Source organism: Pseudomonas sp. RGM2987 (assembly GCF_022952855.1).
GTDB lineage: Bacteria > Pseudomonadota > Gammaproteobacteria > Pseudomonadales > Pseudomonadaceae > Aquipseudomonas.
Genome location: NZ_JALJDX010000220.1, coordinates 86,211 through 105,013, shown reverse-complemented (window position 1 = coordinate 105,013; position 18,803 = coordinate 86,211). Strand labels below are relative to the sequence as shown.

At 63.0% G+C, this 18,803-nt stretch carries 11 protein-coding genes; 5 read left to right on the top strand and 6 right to left on the bottom strand.

The genetic code is table 11. The annotated features are described in order from the left end of the window. Positions 1-39: 39 nt before the first annotated feature. On the top strand, positions 40-996 hold the full coding sequence (locus RGM2987_RS24900; protein ID WP_245145507.1) for a class I SAM-dependent methyltransferase: 957 nt from the start codon (positions 40-42) through the stop codon (positions 994-996). Here the strand turns inward: RGM2987_RS24900 and RGM2987_RS24895 are convergent. The 4 genes from RGM2987_RS24895 to RGM2987_RS24880 form a co-directional block, all read right to left on the bottom strand. After that, the gene (locus tag RGM2987_RS24895; RefSeq protein ID WP_245145506.1) at positions 965-6,088 is read right to left on the bottom strand and encodes a DUF6543 domain-containing protein; all 5,124 of its coding nucleotides are present in this window, start codon (positions 6,086-6,088) and stop codon (positions 965-967) included. The two genes, RGM2987_RS24900 and RGM2987_RS24895, sit on opposite strands and share 32 nt — an antisense overlap. A gap of 148 nt (positions 6,089-6,236) precedes the next feature. Beyond that, entirely contained in the window at positions 6,237-6,839 is a 603-nt protein-coding gene (locus RGM2987_RS24890; RefSeq protein ID WP_245145505.1) for a LysE family translocator, read from the bottom strand. Positions 6,840-6,893: 54 nt separating this feature from the next. Further along, entirely contained in the window at positions 6,894-7,730 is an 837-nt protein-coding gene (locus RGM2987_RS24885; RefSeq protein ID WP_245145504.1) for an AraC family transcriptional regulator, read from the bottom strand. Positions 7,731-7,885: 155 nt separating this feature from the next. Continuing rightward, positions 7,886-8,311, bottom strand: coding sequence for a heme-binding protein (locus RGM2987_RS24880; RefSeq protein ID WP_245145503.1), 426 nt, complete (start codon positions 8,309-8,311; stop codon positions 7,886-7,888). Positions 8,312-8,553: 242 nt separating this feature from the next. Between RGM2987_RS24880 and RGM2987_RS24875 the strand changes: the two genes are divergently transcribed. Continuing rightward, on the top strand, positions 8,554-9,639 hold the full coding sequence (locus RGM2987_RS24875; RefSeq protein WP_245145502.1) for an aromatic ring-hydroxylating dioxygenase subunit alpha: 1,086 nt from the start codon (positions 8,554-8,556) through the stop codon (positions 9,637-9,639). After that, positions 9,636-10,586 carry a PDR/VanB family oxidoreductase gene (locus RGM2987_RS24870; protein ID WP_245145501.1) on the top strand — a complete coding sequence of 317 codons (951 nt, stop codon included), beginning with the start codon at positions 9,636-9,638 and terminating at the stop codon, positions 10,584-10,586. The genes RGM2987_RS24875 and RGM2987_RS24870 overlap by 4 nt, the downstream gene beginning before the upstream one ends. 148 nt (positions 10,587-10,734) lie before the next feature. On the opposite strand, the gene RGM2987_RS24865 is transcribed toward RGM2987_RS24870, so the two are convergent. Next, positions 10,735-11,448, bottom strand: coding sequence for a GntR family transcriptional regulator (locus RGM2987_RS24865; protein WP_245145500.1), 714 nt, complete (start codon positions 11,446-11,448; stop codon positions 10,735-10,737). A gap of 83 nt (positions 11,449-11,531) precedes the next feature. Then, positions 11,532-12,563 carry an Ldh family oxidoreductase gene (locus RGM2987_RS24860; protein ID WP_245145499.1) on the bottom strand — a complete coding sequence of 344 codons (1,032 nt, stop codon included), beginning with the start codon at positions 12,561-12,563 and terminating at the stop codon, positions 11,532-11,534. Positions 12,564-12,760: 197 nt separating this feature from the next. Here RGM2987_RS24860 and RGM2987_RS24855 point away from each other — a divergent pair, with 197 nt between their 5' ends. Both RGM2987_RS24855 and RGM2987_RS24850 read left to right on the top strand, forming a co-directional pair. Next, on the top strand, positions 12,761-17,593 hold the full coding sequence (locus tag RGM2987_RS24855) for a DUF6543 domain-containing protein (protein WP_245145498.1): 4,833 nt from the start codon (positions 12,761-12,763) through the stop codon (positions 17,591-17,593). Positions 17,594-17,763: 170 nt separating this feature from the next. Then, positions 17,764-18,768: a FecR family protein gene (locus RGM2987_RS24850; protein WP_245145497.1), complete on the top strand. Its 1,005-nt coding sequence runs from the start codon at positions 17,764-17,766 to the stop codon at positions 18,766-18,768. The last annotated feature ends 35 nt before the right edge of the window (positions 18,769-18,803 follow it).

The window sequence follows — 18,803 nt, the reverse complement described above, 5'->3', positions numbered from 1 at the left end:
GGTTAAAATGCCGGCCTTTCGAATCGCCGGCCTTGCCTGATGAACCCTCTAGCACTCCAGACCCTGCAGACTCATTTGCTCACAGCCCTGGCGTCCCCGCCGCAGGAGACCCGCCGCCTGTTTCATGGACGTGGCCGCTGCTGGCCGGGGCTGGAGCAAATCACCGTCGACTGGCTGCAAGGCATTGTGCTGGTCTCGCTGTTCAAGGAACCGGAACAGGCGCAGTTGGACGATTTATTCGCGACACTGCTCGCGCTTGCCGCTTCATCCGCCTGGAAGAACAGCGGCGCCCAAACTCTCGCCGTGCAGCACCGCTACCTGCCTCAGAGCCTCACCCAATGGTTGGTGGGCGAGCCCATCGACGAATGGACCCTGACCGAAGGTGGCCTGCGCTACCGGATCGACCTGGGCAAGAAGCAGAACAACGGTTTGTTCCTGGATATGCGCTATGGCCGCGACTGGGTGCGCGCCAACGCCGACGGCAAACGCGTGCTGAATCTGTTTGCCTACACCTGCGGCTTTTCAGTGGCAGCCATCGCCGGCGGTGCACGGCACGTGGTCAACCTGGACATGTCCCGCGCTGCCCTGAGCCGAGGCCGCGACAATCATCGGCTCAACGACCACGACCTGAGCCAGGTGAGTTTCCTCGGCCACGACCTGTTCAAGTCCTGGGGCAAAGTGATCAACAGCGGTCCCTACGACCTGGTGATCATCGACCCGCCGACCTTCCAGAAAGGCAGCTTCCTGCTGACCAAGGATTACCAGCGGGTGCTGCGCCGGCTGCCGGAACTGCTGACGGCCCAGGGAACGCTCCTGGCCTGCAGCAATGACCCGGCGACCGGCTCGGACTTCCTCATCGAGGGCGTCACCCGTGAAGCCCCGGGGCTGGCCTTCGTGGAACGCTTGGCCAACCCACCGGAATTTCCGGACATCGACCCTCAATGTGGCTTGAAGGCGCTGGTATTCAAAGCGGCAGGGCCGGCCACCAGGCATTGACCAGGCTTGCGGTCACCCGACGCACCAACGCCTCGGTCTCCCGGCTCTTGACCGAACGATAGATGACCATGGTCCGGCGCAACTGATCTTCGGTGAGGGTCACTGGCTGGCCCGCGGTCCAATCCACGTCCGCCACGGCTTCGAGCCCGACACGACGCCAGACCGTTTGCCCGTCCTCCAGGAGTGACTCCCAGGCACTGGGCAAGTCAGCGTCCGGGTGCGCCAGGTTGTCCAGCATGACCCGGGGCCATCGCGAGGGATCCACGGGCCCGCTGAAGGCATCCACCAGATCGTCATCGGCGGTCTCCCAGAGCGCCAGGCCTTCGGACCAGTCCTGGGACATCAATCCCAAGTAGGGTCGCCAGGTCATTTCGCCAATGCGCGGGTCCTGATCGTTGCTGTTGAAGGTGTCCTGAGCGTCGCTGAGCCAGTCGGTGAACGCGTCGCGGGTCATATATCCTCGGCGCTGCACGACGTCCGGATACCGCCCCGTCAGTGCCCGCCCCCACAGGGTGTGGTGAGCATTCAGAAAGGAGGCGAACGGCGCGCCATTGCGGGCCAGGCGCGCATGCATGGCCGCCTCGAACATCATGAAATGCATTTCCAGCTCGCTCAGGTCGGGCGGCTGCCGGTCCAGGCTGCGCACCTGCAGGCGTGCGCGCAGTTGCTGCAGTTGCTGGTCGAAATCGCCCAGCTGCATCGGCAAGGGCGCGTAAACGTCGCGATAGTTGACGTACCGGCGCATTACGCTCGCCGCTCTCTCTCGATCAGCGAAGGTCAACCCGACCGCCGAACGGCCGTCGGCGGCCTGGATACCGGAGGAGAACCAGTCGATGAACCGGCGCATCGCGGGATCATCGCGGGCCACTTCAAGGGCCCTTTGCAAGGGAGGCGAAATGTACAGCCAGTCATCGACGCTGTAGCGGAAAGCGTCGGGCATCAATTGGCGAAGCGCCACGATCTGCGGGCTGGGTAACGGATTGTCGTCGAGCCAGACCCCCAGCGTGTCCTCATCGGCCAGGCGGCGCAGCGCAGGAAGCAGGTCATCCTCGATATGGGTGATCCGGTTGTCCCGCAGATCGACGACGAACATGTCGGGAAAGCTCCGCTCGGTATGCCTGGACAACACCGACAGCACCAGCGGCGGTACCCGGTCCAGCCTGGACCTCGCCACTTCCAGTTCCATCAGGTTCGCAAGCTCGGGCAACGCTGGCAAATCCCGGCAATTGTTTTCGCTCAGGCGCAGCTCCCGCAGCGCCGTGGCGGTGCGCAGGAAGGCACTGCCCTGCTCATCCAGGCGCAGGCCGCAGCGCATCAGGTTCAGGGTCCGCAATCCCGGTACTGCGGTGGTCAGGGCTTGTAGCTGTTCGGGCGTGAAACTCAGGTTGTCGGTCCATACAATCTCGCGCAGGGGCGATACGGCGGACAGGCTGTTGATGGCGGCAAGCACCTCGGTGCTGGTCCCCGCCTCGGCACCGCTGCTGATTCCTGACAGGTTCAGGGTCCATAGAGGGATGGGCATTTCGCTGCTCGCCAGTGGCGCGAACACATTCGCGTTCAGGTGCAGCGGATTGCGCCCCAATGACAGATCGACCAGCGTAGACAACTCAGCCACCGCCGCCGGAATGGTGGTGAGGTGATTGCCATGCAGATTCAGCGTGTCGATCAGGGGGAACATACGCAGGAAGTCCGAGGGGTCTTCGATCAGGCCCGCGTTGCTCAGGATCAGCGCTTCGATATGCTCGAATCGAACACTGACCGGCGGCAGCCGGCCCAGGGTGACGTTTTCTATCCGCAGCACCAGCTCGCTGCCTTCGCGGCCCGGATCCGGTGCGCGCTGCCACGCACGGCGGATTCTCCTGGCAATCAGTCGCCGTTGCGCCACCAGCGTCTCGCGGTCCAGGGCCTGCTCGACCGGGTGATGGAAGCCTTCATGATCCGCCCACTGGCGCAGCTCCTGATCCAGTGTGGCCCAGTCGCTTTCCAGGCGACTGACCAGTTCGCTGACGCTGATACCCTGGGTTTCAGCCTGGACGGTCAGGCCAGACCGCAGTCGTTCGAGGCCATCCCCCGCATGCGCGGGATACAGCCGCTCCAGACGCTGATTCAAGCTATCGACCCATTCCAGCAGCCCGAGCCGACCGCGGCCACTGAGCGGATACACCAGATGTCCGTTCATCCACTGCGGCTCGGAGCCGATGCTGCCCAGGCGGCGCATCAACAGGTAGGGGCGCAGGGCCTGGCGGTCCATCAGGGCCTGCATCAGCAATTGGCTGCGAAGCCTGGCCGCCTCCCAGATATTCAAGCCCAGTGCGCTGCGAGCATCGTCCGGCAGGGCCCTCAGCAGCGCCTCCTCCAGGCTCAAGGCGCTCGCCAGCTCTTCGCCGGTTTCGTCGAAGGGACGATACAGGTCGCCCTCCTGGCGGATCACTTTCAACGGCCCGGAGTCCCCCAGTTCGAGCGGGCCTGGCAGCTCGCGCAGCCACAGGCGCAGATGCAGCCGGCCCTGCAACCCAGGTGCCTTGGCGAGCAGGCCGATGACGATACGATCCCGGTCGAGCGTACTTTCGTCGCGCTCCAGCGCCCGCAGGGCCCGGCTCAGGCGCAGCTCACGCAGGGCTTCGGCACACTGGGTGCCGAGGCTTTCAGGGACCCTTCCCTCGAGCAGGCGCAGCCGATCATTGCCGGCCACTTCGTAGACCAGCTCGTTGGCGATGGACTCCGGCAGGCCCGGGAACGCCCGGGTCAGGGGCACGGCCATGGGATCGAGCTCGACAGATCGGGCCATCGCCAGGGTCACCCGGCGGGCGCTTCGCTCCAGGCGCGCAGCCCATCGCCCGGCTAACAGGCGACTGCGCTCCAACGGCAGCAACCCTAGACTGTTCTGCCCCAGCAGCGCGCTTTGTTCATCGACACTCAAACTCTCCAGGATTCGCGCGGCCCACGCGTCGCTGGCGAGGTCCACTTTGCTCAGCAGGACAGACCGCGTGTCGCTCATGCTGCCCACGGGGTAAAGCGTGACGCCGTCGTGATAGCGCAGCGTGGTGTTCTGCGGCCAGCCGGGCAGCTCCGCGAGGGTCTGGACGATGCGAAAATGCCTGCCGTGAGGCGCTTCGCCACGGCGCAGGCGCTCGATGGTGTGGCGCACCCATTGCCAGTTCCGCGCTTCATCCAACGCGTCGGCCAATATCGCCGGCATCGGTCGCGCCTCGACTTGCAGGTAGCGCAGATGCGCCTCGCTGACGCCAACCCGACGTTGCACCGCGAGGATCGTCGGATTGTCCAGTTCGGCGGGCGTCTCGGCAAAAGTGCGCAGCAGCGCCAGGTTGTCGCGCTGCATCGGGTTGCGATGGGCCCACTGCCAGCCACGGCTGCGGCTCCATTCCAGCGGCGGCCTCACGCCCCGATGTCCGGACGGCAGGCGCAGGCTGAGGTTGTCCCGGGCTCCCTGCACCTCGAAGTAGCGATCCTCGATGCGCACCCAGGCCTCGTCCGTGGTGCGCCAGACACCCCAGGCGTCCTGTTCGGCCTCCAGGGGTGGCAAGCGCTGCGCTTCGAAAGCGCGCACGTCGCCATTCCACAAGCGGGTGGTGCCGTCAGCCACCGGCATCGGCTCGACGGCGCCGCCGATGAAACCCAGGTACGCACCTTGGGCAATCCCGAACAGCACGTTGAAGATATGTTCGATGCCTTCCTGCGCATGGCCCTCGTTGAAAGCCTGGATACCTTCGAAGATCTCATACACCAGCCGCACCCCACCCACCGCCGCTGCCACCATGCCGACGGGCGCGCAGAACGGGAAAAAGGTCGCGGCGAGCATCAGCGAACGCTCCACCAGGCCCTCCCAGTATTCGATACGCGCCAACAGCGCCCGCCAATCCTGGTCCCGGGTCGGGACCATCAGCGCCGAAGCATTGCCCAGGGTGTGCCCGCGCCACTCGTGATAGGCGGCGTGCCAGTGGTTCTCGCGTATGTCATTCAGACCCCAGGCCACCTTGGGCGTGGGGATGCGGATGCGCCGGTGATTGTCGTCCTCGCCCCGCTCGCCCTCGCGCCAACCCGTGATACGTGCATGGATCTCCTGGAACAGATTGAGGTTATCGACAACTTTCCACTCCACCTGATCGTGCAGGGCCGGCCCGAGGCTGGCCTGCAAACGCAGCGGCAGGTAACGCATCAGGCTCTGGCGATAACTGCGCTTACGGACTCGCTCGGTCAACTCCGCCGACAGTGCCTGCAAACTCGGGAACTGCTTGAGCGGCGCCACGGTATCGTGGGGCATGTGCAGGACGATCGGACGAACGCCGTTGGCGTCCCCCGCCAGCCCCCAGTACACCCGGGCGCCGAACAATGGCGCACCAAGCAGCTCCAGGGCCTTCACCTCACAGGCCAAGGGCGCCGCAGGCTGCGCTTCGAGATCGACGCCGACGTAGGCCAGCAACCGTTCGCCCGTAGTGTCCAGGCGTCCGTCCAGCTTGGCCTCGTAGGCATCGTGGAGTAATTGGCTGTGTGCATAGGCGATGTAGGCCTTCGCTACCCCGGGGATTTCGCCGGTGATGCGTGGCAGCTTGCGTTCAATTATCTGCCGGTAGGCCCCGCCAACGTCCAGGCGCCGGCAAAGGCTGGCGAAACTGGCCGGGGTCATGCTCAGTGACGCGGTACTCGATGGCGTATCCCCTTGCTGGAACTCGCCCCGCCGGCCCTGGATGAACAGCTCGCCCCGGGTGTCGAAATCCCCACCGGCGATGCCATCGGCGGGAGGGTAATTGCGCATGGCCGCTTCGATCACCGACAGCGAAGGATCGGTCACGGATGGACCGCGCCGGACCCTGGCGCGGCTTATCGCGTCCGCCACACTGGCGCCGCCGTTCACCTGGTTCCAGCCGTGCAATTGCGGTTGCACCTTGAGCCGGTCGAGGGTGAAGGCATAAGGCGCCGGCAGGTCGCCGAGCAAGGTATTGAGGGCATCGCTGTCGCGCTGCAGTTGCTGGGTCAGCACCTTGAAGCGTTCCTGCCGGGGACGTGTGGCCCGTTTCAGCCAGATGGGCAGCCTGGCCTGGATGAAATCGATATGGGTAACGAGAGTTGACATGATGGACCTCCTTCCTTGGGGTCGATAGAGCATCTGCAACGTGAAGTACGCTGAGTTCTGGCGGGGTCGATGCTCCTCAAATCAATCGTTCTTTGAAACCCTGCGACTGTTGCAAGCGGTTGCCACAGGGCATCCACGGAGGAAGGCCTCACACCACCAACGTCAGCCACGCCGACACCAGCAACATCACTGCCATGACCCGATTGAACCGCCCCATCGCCACGGCGGAACGGCAGAACCGGGCAGCGCCACGCCCCAGATAAGCCCAGACGGTCATACACGGTATGGCAATCGCGAAGAACGCCAGGGACAGCCACAGCACCCGTACGGTGCGGTCGGCCTCGGCGCCAGCGAAAACACTGACTACCGCCAGGGCCATCATCCAGGTCTTCGGATTCACCAGTTGCAAGCCAGCCGCCCCGAGCAGGCCGAGGCTCGGGCCTTCAACGGGCTGGTCGGGGTCGATGGCCTGGGCCGGGGCGCTGAAAATCTGCCAGGCCATCCAGCTCAGCCAAGCGATGCCGGCCCACGACAACGCCGTTTGAATGGTCGTGTGACGGGCCAGCAGGTCCCCCAGCCCGGTGCCCACCAACAGCACCAGCAAGGCCGCTGCCGCGCAGGCGCCGAGGATGATCGGGACGGTGGTCGCCAGGCCAAAGCGCGAGCTGTGGCTCAGCACCAGGATGTTGGTCGGCCCGGGAGTGATGGAGGCGACAAACGCGAACAAGGCAAACGGCAGTAACTGGTCCATGGAGCGGCTTCTCGGTAAAGGATCGTAGGCTGATCCTCCCCTGTGCAGCTGTGCTCAGTCTGGAACAATTGAGCAGCGTTTGCGGTAGTCCACCGGACTCAGGCGATAGGCACGCTGGAACCAGCGGCCCAGGTGACTCTGGTCGGCAAACCCCAGCAGTGCGGCCACCGCCACGGCACTCTCGCCGCTGGCGAGCAGACGCCGCGCCCGGGCCAGTCGCAACTGGATCAGGTACGCGTGGGGCGCGAGGCCGAATGCGGCCTTGAACGCCCGGGTCAGGCGAAAGCGGTCAACCCCGGTAACTCGCGCCAGATCATCCAGCCCGATGTCTTCGCTCAGATGACTGTGCAGGTAATCCCGGGCCTGCTGCGCGACCAATGGCAGCCGGGGGTCCGGGTTGATCCGCGTGCGCCAGTGCAAGTGTTGCGTGAGGTTGGCGAGCAGTTGGTCCAGAGCCGTCTGGCGCACGATGCGGATTTCCTGCTGGTGCAAGCTCTGGAACGCAGCGGCGGTGGCGCTCGCCAGTTGCGCATCATCGGTCAGGGTCGCGGCGAAGCCCAACTGGGCGTTGTCCGGCGCCACGTCGAACAGGGACCGCAGCTCACGCTCCAGCCAGTGCGGTTCCAGGTACAACGTGCGGTAGGTAAACCCCTTTTCATGGGGGGCATTGCCGTCATGCAGTTCGCCGGGTTCGAGCAGGAACACCTTGCCCGGCGTGCTGTTGTGTTGCTGGCGGCGGCAATGAAACTGCTGCACACCCTGCTCCGTCACGCCTACCAGATAACTGTCGTGCCAGTGGGGATCATAGGCATGCCCCTCGAAATGCGCGCGCACGGTCTCGATGCCGGACGTGGCGTCCTGCTTGAGATCGATCCAGTTGCGCGAAGTCATGGGCGGCCCTGTTCGGTGGATTGGCTTGGGCAGATTAACCGCTGTGGCCGGTGGCGTCTGGAAGATTTGTGCACATCTGCGGCGGGCGTCGTCGCCTGCCCCACCGCTATCGCGAGCAGGCTCGCTCCCACAGGTTGAGTGCCATCAACTGACCATCAGGCATCCGGCGTGATGATCGGCAGCACCGTTTCCACAGCCAGCCGCGCCAGTTCGGCATCCTGCTCGGCCTTTACCCCCGAGACCCCGATTGCGCCAATGCACCGCCCGTCATGGCGGATGGTAACCCCGCCTTCAAGCATGCCGTGCAAGTGCGGTGCGCTGAGGAAGGCGTGGCGACCGCCGTTGATCATGTCTTCGAAGAACTTGCTGTCGCGCCGGCCCATGGCAGCCGTGCGGGCTTTTTCGGTGGCGATGTAGGCCGACAGCGGCGAGGCATCGTCCAGGCGCAACAGGCCAAGCGGATGGCCTCCATCGTCCACCACGCAGACCGACACCGCCCACTGGCGTTGATGGGCCAGTTCCTTGGCCGCCACCAGCAATTGGGCAACGTCTTGTTCCGTGAGTAACGCTTTGGTTTTCATGAATGACTCCGGGCTGAGCGACAGGTAGGCCGTGGCGAGTATTGTTCTTTGAGAAAGCTCGAGCCAATTAATTCCGATGCATTACCTCCGGTCATAGCGATGCGACGTGCCGTAGAGATCAACCAATGGATCCATTGAAAACAACCAGCCATCCGCAAGATCAGTAAAAACATTGACAAACAAATTAGTTAAGAGAGTTAATGGATCCACAAACAAGAAAAACATCCGCCTGGAGATCCGTCATGTACCCCAAAAATGCCTGGTACGTTGCCTGCACCCCCGATGAAATCGCCGACAAGCCCCTGGGGCGACAGATCTGTGGCGAGAAAATGGTTTTTTACCGTGGGCAGGCAAGCCAGGTCGTGGCCGTGGAGGACTTCTGCCCTCATCGTGGCGCCCCGCTTTCCCTGGGCTATGTCGAAAACGGCCACCTGGTCTGCGGCTATCACGGCTTGGTAATGGGCGCTGACGGCAAGACGGTCGAGATGCCGGGGCAACGGGTCCGTGGCTTTCCCTGCAACAAAACCTTTGCCGTGCAGGAGCGGCATGGCTTCATCTGGGTCTGGCCCGGCGACCAGGCGCTGGCGGACCCGACGCTGATCCATCATCTGGAATGGGCGGAGAATGAGGAATGGGCGTACGGCGGCGGCCTGTTCCACATCCAGTGCGACTATCGATTGATGATCGATAACCTGATGGACCTGACCCACGAGACCTACGTCCACGCCTCGAGCATCGGCCAGAAGGAAATCGACGAGGCGCCGCCGGTGACCACCGTCGAGGGTGATGAAGTGATCACCGCCCGGCACATGGAAAACATCATGGCACCGCCGTTCTGGCGCATGGCCCTGCGGGGCAACAACCTGGCCGACGTCGTACCCGTGGACCGCTGGCAGATCTGCCGTTTCACCCCGCCCAGCCACGTGCTGATCGAAGTCGGCGTGGCCCACGCCGGCAACGGTGGTTATCACGCCGCGCCGCAGTTCAAGGCATCAAGCATCGTGGTGGACTTCATCACGCCGGAAACCGAGACCTCGATCTGGTACTTCTGGGGCATGGCCCGGCACTTCCAGCCACAGGATGAGGCGCTCACCGCAAGTATCCGCGAAGGCCAGGGCAAGATTTTCAGCGAAGACCTGGAAATGCTCGAACGCCAGCAGCGCAACCTGCTGGAACATCCCCATCGCAACCTGCTCAAGCTCAATATTGACGCTGGCGGCGTGCAGTCGCGCAAGGTGCTGGAGCGCTGGATTGCGCGGGAGCGGGAGCCGCAGGCCGGATTGATCGCCAGCTCCCACCAGCCGCAACAGGTGGAGCAACGGCCATGATCGAAGTCCAGGTCGCGGCTCGACATGACGAAGCCCTGGATATCTGCAGCTACGAGCTGATCCGGGTCGACGGCCAGCCCCTGCCGGCCTTCAGCGCCGGCTCGCACATCGACATGCACTTGCCTGGCGGCCTGATTCGCCAGTACTCGCTGTGCAATCATCCCGAGGAGCGCCATCGCTACCTCATTGGCGTGCTCAAGGATTCGGCATCGCGTGGCGGTTCGCGCAGTCTGCATGAACAGATCCTGCCGGGCATGCGTTTGTACATCAGCGAACCGCGTAATCTGTTTCCGCTTGCGCCACAGGCTCGACGCAGCCTGCTGTTTGCCGGCGGCATCGGCATCACCCCGATCCTGTGCATGGCCGACCATCTGGCCCAGAGTGGCGCGGCGTTCCAATTGCACTACTGCGCCCGATCCCGGGAACGGGCAGCTTTTGTCGAGCGCTTGCGCCGGTCACCGTACGCCGACCGGGTGTTCCTGCATTTCGATGAGGAACCACAAACCGCGCTGGACGCCGCCGCACTGCTGGCGGTTCCGAGCGAGGACTTGCACCTTTACGTCTGCGGTCCCGGCGGCTTCATGCAACACATCCTCGAGACCGCCCAGGCCCGGGGCTGGACCCAGGACTGTCTGCACCGTGAGTACTTCGCCGCCGCCCCTACCGATACCCGCGCCGACGGGAGCTTTTCAGTGAAGCTCGCCAGCAGCGGCCAGGTGTTCGAAATCCCAGCGGACCGCAGCGTGGTACAGGTCCTGGAAAGCCATGGCATCGACGTTCCGGTCTCTTGCGAGCAAGGCGTCTGCGGTACCTGCCTGACCCGCGTGCTGGACGGCGTGCCGGAGCATCGCGACCTGTTCCTGACCGAGGCCGAACAGGCCTGCAACGACCAGTTCACGCCTTGCTGCTCCCGGTCGAAAACGCCGATGCTGGTGCTGGATCTCTGACCTCCTCCTGTGGGAACCAGAGGGTAACCTTGTGGCCACCACCGATCCCCTGTGGGAGCGGGCTTGCTCGCGAAAGCGGCGTATCAGCTTACATCGATGTTGGATGTGCCGCCGCATTCGCGAGCAAGCCCGCACACAGTGGCCATTCTTATTCCGAACGAAGGATCACCTTCATCCGCTCATCCGCCAGTGTCGAGCCGAACACCTCGGCGTAGCGCAAGGTGGCGTTGGCGTGTTCGCGCATGATCGCTTCGGCGCGGCCGGCCTGGCGGTGGATCAGGGCGTCGAACACCGAATGGTGCTGCATGTGGGCGTAGTTGAAGCGGCGGAATTCGCTGGCCATGTTCTGGCGATCCACCGCCAGGGCCGTGACTGAAGCGAACGGCAGATGATCGTTGCGCGCCAGGGCATCGGCAATCGCCGGGTTGTGACTGCCTTCGACGATCACCTGATGAAAGCGCATGTTGAGGTCGTGATAGATCTCCAGGTCGTCTTCGGTCACATAACCCTTGGCGAATAGCTCATCACCTCGCAGCAGGCATTGCTCGAGGGTGGCACGAGCCGCTTCGGACAATCCGCGTTCGGCGGTCTGCCGCGCAGCCAGGCCTTCCAGCACGCCACGCACCTCCACCGCGCCGGCGATTTCCTCGGGGCTGACCGAGCGCACCTGGAAACCCCGGCCGCCGAAGCGCACCAGCAACCCTTCCTGCTCCAGGGTACGGAACGCCATGCGCACCGGCATGCGTGAAACGCCGAACAGCTCTGCCGTGGGTATTTCCATCAACCGCTCACCGGCCGCGAGCTCGCCCGAGGCGATCATCTTACGCAGGGCAATCAGCACCGTTTGGCCGGGCTTACTCATCCAGACGACTTCCAGGAAATAAGAGAGTCGCCATAGTAGGAGGCTCGGGACTTCGTGTCACGGCGCACGGCCGGTCGATGCTTTCAGATCCCCGCCAGTTCACGCAGTTGCGCCAGCGTCTGTTCATCCAGGGCGATCCCCCGCTCATTGGATTTGCTGCGTTCGCGATGCCGACGATCCCCCGGCAGGCGCCGCAAGCCCACGCCGTGCATCTGCCGGACCAGCTCCTGGCTGCGTTCGGCGAAGCCCTGCCCGGCGGCCTTGCTTGGGTCGATCACGATCAACAACTGGCCGGTCCAGGGTGTCTTGGCGCCAGGGTGATTGCTCCAATCGAACTCGAAGGAAAAATGCCCCCCGGTCAGGGCTGCCGCCAGCAACTCGACCATCATCGACAAGGCCGAGCCCTTATGTCCGCCAAACGGCAGCAGCGCCCCGCCTTCGAGAATCGCCTTGGGGTCGCGGGTCGGCTGGCCGAGGCTGTCCACGCCCATGCCTGGGGGCAACAGCTCGCCCTTGCGCGCGGCAATCTGCACGTCGCCATGGGCGATGGCGCTGGTGGCGAGATCGAAGACAATGGGCTCACCGTCGGCCCGAGGCGCAGCGAAGGCAATCGGGTTGGTGCCGAACAACGGGCGGTCCGCGCCATGAGGCACCACGCACGTCATGCTGTTGACCACACTCAGCGCCACCAGGCCTTCGTAGGCAAACGGCTCGACATCCGGCCACAGGGCGGCAAAGTGGTGGGAATTACGGATCGCCAGCACCGCAATCCCGGCGCTGCGTGCCTTTGCCACCAGTAACGGACGCGCCGCCGCCAGGGCCGGCTGAGCAAAACCATTGGCAGCGTCCACCCGCACGAAACCGGAAGCGACGTCCTCGACCACCGGCACCGCCTGTCCATTGACCCAGCCGCTCTTGAGCGTCGAGACATAGCCGGGAATGCGAAATACCCCGTGGCTGTGGGCACCGTCGCGCTGGGCGCAGGCGCAGTTCTGCGCCAGGGTCCGGGCAACCTTGGCGGACGTGCCATGGCGCAGGAAAATCTGCTCCAGCAGGCTCACCAACTCATCAAGGGACAGCGTGCAAGAATCAGCATGATCGGATAGCGCAGACATCTGAAGCTCCAGAATGATTGTTGGAGGTAGCGACAGCGTTAGGAGAAACCACTGCGCCGATTAACACTGCTTCGCCTGCACTGTGTCAATCCTTGTCCGGGGCGGTAACTATGTACCGCCCTTGCCCGCTCCCGGGTCACTAGTGTGGCAGCTTCATCCACGGGCTCGCCCTCTCGCGGCGCCCTGATAGAGAAGCCATGATGACCACTGAGAGCACGCCCCTGTTATTTCCCCAAGTGCTGGGCGCCAAGCACCTGGGCCAGTTGACCAACGCCCATGACCTGACGCAGGCCGACCTCGATTGGCTGCACCATGTCGCCCTGCCGAGCCACGCCCAGCGCCGTGCGCAGACGCCACCGATGTGGGCCGAAACGATCACGCTGCAAGCCGGCGACGACACGCCGATTCCACTGGCCGGCTGCTTTACCCTCTGCGCCTTGCCCTACACCGACCAGTCAGACACTGACGAGGCGGACCTGCGGCCCGCATTCCTCTATACGCCGTATGGGGGCCTGAAAAAATTCGCCACCCTGCAAGCGCTGGACAACCACCTGGATGACCTGCTGGACGACTCGACGGCGCGTGCCGACCTGTTCCGGTTCCTGGCGATTTCCCAGCGTGCCGAACTGAACGGCACCAGCCCCCTCGAAAAAAGCCGCCGGATCATCAACGACGATGTCTTCAGGTGCGCGATCGACTCCGTTGAGCACGCGCAGGACCTCAATGCCCTGACCATGGTGGATGAACTGCTCAAGTTACCTTCGCTGCGCGTCATGCTCGAAGAGATGTTGAGCGAGGCCGTGGTGAGTTTCGATCATCAGCAGACCCGCGTAGCCCTGAGCACCGGTGCCAGCCCGGCGGATCCGCAATCGAACCAGGTGACCCGCCACCTGTCGCTGGCCGAAGCGGTGCTCGTCTATTTCCACCATCAGGGGCGGCCTGCCGGGCACGACGTGGATTTCATCCATCCCCGGATCACCGCTTCATCCGAGAACACCCGGCAGTGGGAAAGCGCCTTGAAGGGTACCGCCAGGAACCTGATCCCCAGCCTCACACGCATCATCGACCGCTACTGGGACGCCAGCGGCCCCTTCCATGCCTCACGTCGCGCGTTGCTGTCCCAGGTGCTCGAAAGCGCATTACGGGCGAGCATCCTGCTCCAACGGGACAGCAAGCAACTGACCCACGAGCAGGACCATGAACTGCTGCGACTGTTCAGACCGTCGCGCAGCGAGGAGCCACTACTGTTCATCGAAACCGTGCGCCTTTGGGAGTACGAACCGCGTTACGTGGAACTCGCCGGCGCCTTGATGATTAGCGGCAAGGGCCACTACCTCTACACCCCCAACCGCGGCGTGCAGAAAGTCGACAACTACCTGGGGTTCAAGGATGTGCTCCTGGACAAACCAACCCCCGCCGCCGGCAAAGAAGCACTGTACAGCCTGCTGAGCCTGGACGAACGTAACCGTTTCCTGCGCTTCGACACACCACAGGTGTCAGGCAAGGCAGTGGATCTGCCGGTGTCCGAGTCGCTGGCCGGCGCCATCGTCGGCAAGCAGCTGAACAACCTCAGCTACGCATTGGAGATGTCCCGCCAGAGTGAGATGGACATTCACGCACTCATCGACAAGGCACTCGACATACGCTCGTTGATCAGCCCCAGCCTGATGCGCATGCAAACCCACGGACACTGGGGCACGCAACCGGCTTTCTATGGGGACTTGCGCCCCTCCAACTATCTGGCCGATACCCTGGAACGAAAGATCAAGAGCTATGCCACGGTCGAAGACGCCTTCAACAGCCAGTTGACACGCCTGCCAGCCACCCACCCGAATTCACTGCGCACCCAACTGCGCGGACTGCTACCCAACCTGACCCACGTATTTTCCCTGGGCTTATGCGCGGAGGCCGAACTGCGCGAACTCAATGAGACATTACCCGCGGCCGCGCACGATCTCATCAGCAGCGTTTTCGCCGCCGATTCACAATACCCGGACCGCAAGCAACGGATCGGGGTAAAAGGCTTTCGGCCCGATGTCTACTCGCTGAGAGTGGCGTATCGCGCAGAAGGCGAAATGGCCTCCATGCCCCTGGCCACTTGTTTTTTCCTGACCGAGCGCGGGGGGCTGGATACACCGCACTCAGGCATGGGCATCCTCTGGACGCCTGCCGACGGCTTACAAGCTTTCAGCTGCGTGGACCTTGCAACCAGGCATCTGAACCGACAACTGCTCGATCCGCAACGGCGCTTCGCCCTGCTCGCCAACCTCACCCCCTCCCAGCGCAAACCCCACGGTCGCTACCAATTCGAAACCTTTGAGCTCATTGAAGACAATGTGCTGCTCAACCGAATGCAGTCATTCATCGAACACTTGGAGGCCGAGCACAGTTACCTGAACGCCCTGAAAGTCGGCGATTGGCGGCTGGCCGGCACGGCGTTGCGAAAAAGCCTGGAAGCCCGGCTCAAGGCAGGCGCCCCGACCAACCTGCCCCGGGCGGCACGTATCGCCCAGGCCATCCGCTGGCAACAGAAACTCCCCGCCTGGCTCGGCACCGCCTCGGTGGAAGACCAGCGCCTGCACATCGACCTGCTTGAGCAATACAAGAACAGCGCGAGCGACGGCAAGGACTACCTGGACGGTATCGAGCCACTGCACAGCTTCGTGAACCGTACCTTGACGACACTGCTGGGCACGCGCTTCGCCACCAATAACCTGGACCCCGCCACGCTCCTGATCACGCCGAAACTCGCCATTGCCGGGCCGGCCAGCCTGTTGACCGACTTTGCCCTGAACCATAATGACGTCATCCAGATGACGGGTTTCAAGGTGTCATCGACTACCCGCAAGAAGTTGCCCGAAGGCCTGAACGAGACGGCGGTCAGTCAGATGCTGCTGTCCCTGGAAATTCCCACGGTGTACCAACGCACCGTCGTGCAGAAGCTTTCCGGCAACAGCCTGGAGGCCCGGCAACGCAAACAGCGATTTCGCGCCCAACTGCCCTGGCAACTGCTGCAATACGCCCATGTCCTGCATTTGCAGCAACACCTTTCATCGACCGCCTTCGACCTGATTCGCCAGGTGCTGGACATGCCGGACGCCGTTGCGCGCCAGGCCGTAGAAGGCGCCAACGCATTGATTCGGCCCCTGGAACTGATCAAGACCGAAGGCACGTCCGCGATCAAGGCCCTGGGGCTGTACCTGATCGGTTCGGCCAGCGACACTACGGCGCCCCAGGTGCTCTACTCGCCCTACCAGGCCGGCCACCAGTTTTCCGAGTTCAAGGATGAAGCCAGCGTATTGGCGGCACTCAATGTGCCGGGCGCGCTCCAGGACCTGTTGATTCGCCGGCTTCCAGAGCACCAACAGGCGACGTTTACCAACCTGTTTGCCTCGACGGTCGGCACGCTGTCGGAGATCACCCTGGCTTCAAACCCCATCCGGACCAACCTGCTCGACACGCTGTTCGACGACAACGTCAGGTTGGTGGCGGACATGCTGACCACGCAAACCGACACAAAGCGTCAGTTCGACTGGGAAACCGTCCGCCATCTGTTCAAGACGGGTGTCAAGCTGGCGGGCAGGCAGTTGCAGGGCAAACTGACATTCATCGAAACGCTTTGGGAGAGTTACCAGGACTTCAAGGCCTCCGCCGAATCCCTGCAACAGCATGACTGGAAAGCCGGGCTGCACGACTTCATCGCCGGAGCAGCAGAGATGGCCTCCCTGGGTGTACTGAACCCTGACGATACGTTCGGCCTGCTTGCCCCGATCGGTCCGGGCGCGTCCGGCACCCCCGCCGTGCCGGCAACATCGTGGAAGAACATCGCGTCCACTGCACCGGCGCGCACCCACCTGCAACCTTTCGAAGCCACCGGGGTAAGTCTCCAGGCCCTGCAAAAAAATGCCGCCCACGGCACCTATAAATCCATGGAAACCGGCAAGCTCTATGTCCCTGTCGCCGGTAAAGTGTTTCAAGTGGCGAAGGTCAGTCAGGCCTGGCGCGTGATCCATGAAAACGCCGAGGGGCCGATCCTCCACAGTACGCCTGATGGCCGGCAATGGACGATCGATCCGCAGCGCCAGACGATTCGCTACGGCAAGGTGATATCGACGCTGGCCAACGCCTACAGCGACCACACCGCCGGGGGCTCGATGAATATCGAAGCCCGGGGCATGGCGCAGATACGCAGGAAGTATCCCCACTACGCGACCGCGATTGTGCAGGCCCTGGAAACGGCGCGGCATTATTGCGCCAATGCCCTGCACAACCTTGATCAGATCAAACGCCAAGTGCCGCCAGGCTCACGGTTGGAGGTGTTCCTGAAGGCCTTTTTCGGGGTTCATGAGGTCGATGCCAGCCTGGTCAAAAAGATTCACACGGCCATTGCACCGATCTGCCAGGCCCTGGCGGACCCGTCCTGGGAATTGCAGAACGGCAAGCGCATCGTCATCGGCAATCTCAAGGACGCCAACGATGCGGCCACCGCCTTCGTACTCGAACCCAATGCCGTTGGCAGAATTTATCTGACCCAGTTTTTCTTCCATGTGGGGCTGGATGAATACAAGGAACTGGTACCGCCATTCTTCAATGTCGACGCCCATGCCCAAGGGGCGACGCTGATCCATGAAATCTCCCACCAGCTGTTCGACACCTACGACATCGCTTATCTGGACGCGGTATTGCCGTTCCTGGACTTGGTTTCGAGAGCGACGCTGTTGGGCAAGGAGAAATACAACTCACAGAAAAAACAGCAGTCCAGTGCACTGTCGTTAAACACCCCAAGGCACAAACTGTTCATGAGTTGGGACGCCGGCGTACTCAAGAGCCTGGAACAGGTGCCGCAGTTGCAGGACATTGCCACAGAGATTCTTAAGGTCACCGGCGCCGGGTCCATGGACGAGGCACGGGATATTTTCCTCGATCCGCACCTGCCCGATAAACGTATCGACCTGATACTGCGCAACGCCGACTCCGTGACACTGTTGATCTGTGAGTTGGGCCGCCAACTCGACCCACCGTTTTCATAACCCGAGCGTTGATCTTTTTTTCACGGCGTTTATGAGAGGCTATGCCCATCACATGCCGGTGCTTGAGCCTTTGGGCGGAAAAAACCGGCAAAATTGATGGTTAAACGCCATGACGGCGGTTCTCGGCGGCTTACGCTGAAGGTTAGAATGCGGCAAACCAGGAAGAGTCCATGACCGAACGTACCCTCTCGGAAGCCGAATACGACGCCATCACCGATGCGGCCGCCCATTGGTGCATGCGCTTGCATGCCGTCGATTGCACCGATGCCGAACGGCAGGCATTCCAGCAGTGGCACGATGCGGATCCGCTGCACGCATTCGAATATCAAGCCATGCTGGAGATCTGGGTGGTCGCCGATCATCTGCCTCGGGTTGAACCGGCGCCTCTCGCGGCCCAGGCATACCGCCGGCCCTCGCGCTGGAATCGGTTGGCGGTCGCCGCCGCAGTGCTTGCTCTAGGCTTGCCCCTGGCGGCTTTCTCCGGCTGGAATCTGGGCTGGTTGCCTGACGCCTATCAGCGCTTCGAAGCCGGCACCACGGTGCGCCACGTCACCCTGAGCGACGGCAGCCAAGTGGATCTCAACCTGAACAGCGCGCTGGTATTCGCCAACTACAAGAACGAGCGTCGGGTCACGCTGGAAAAAGGCGAAGCGTTTTTCGACGTCAGCCATGACCGGCAACACCCGTTCATCGTTCGGGCGGACCAGGGCCAGGTGCGCGTCACCGGCACTCGCTTCAATGTCTGGATGTACCAGGATCAGGTACGGGTCACGCTGGTGGAAGGCTCCGTACAGGTCAGCAGCAACCCGGCGTCCACTGGTGGCAGCTCGCAGCTTGCCCCTGGCATGCAGGCGAGCTACAAGGCCGGTGACTACCTGCCGCAGGTGCGTGAAATCGATGCCAATGACAGCTCGCTGGCCTGGCGCAACGGCAAGCTGGTGCTGGACAACCTGGCCCTCAGCGAGGCGCTGCCGCTGATCAACCGCTATCTGGACCGCCCGGTCATGCTCGCCGATAACAGCACCGGCGCCCTGCGTATCGGTGGCGTCTACGACCTCAGCGAAGTGAAGAACCTGGTGCCTTCCCTGCCCAAAGTCCTACCGGTCTATCTGACCCGGAACCAGGACGGTAACCCGGTACTCAATCCCATCGCGCCCCGCCCCGCCAATAACTGAAAAAGCCGCGCCCCTTTTGGAGCGCGGCTTTCGTG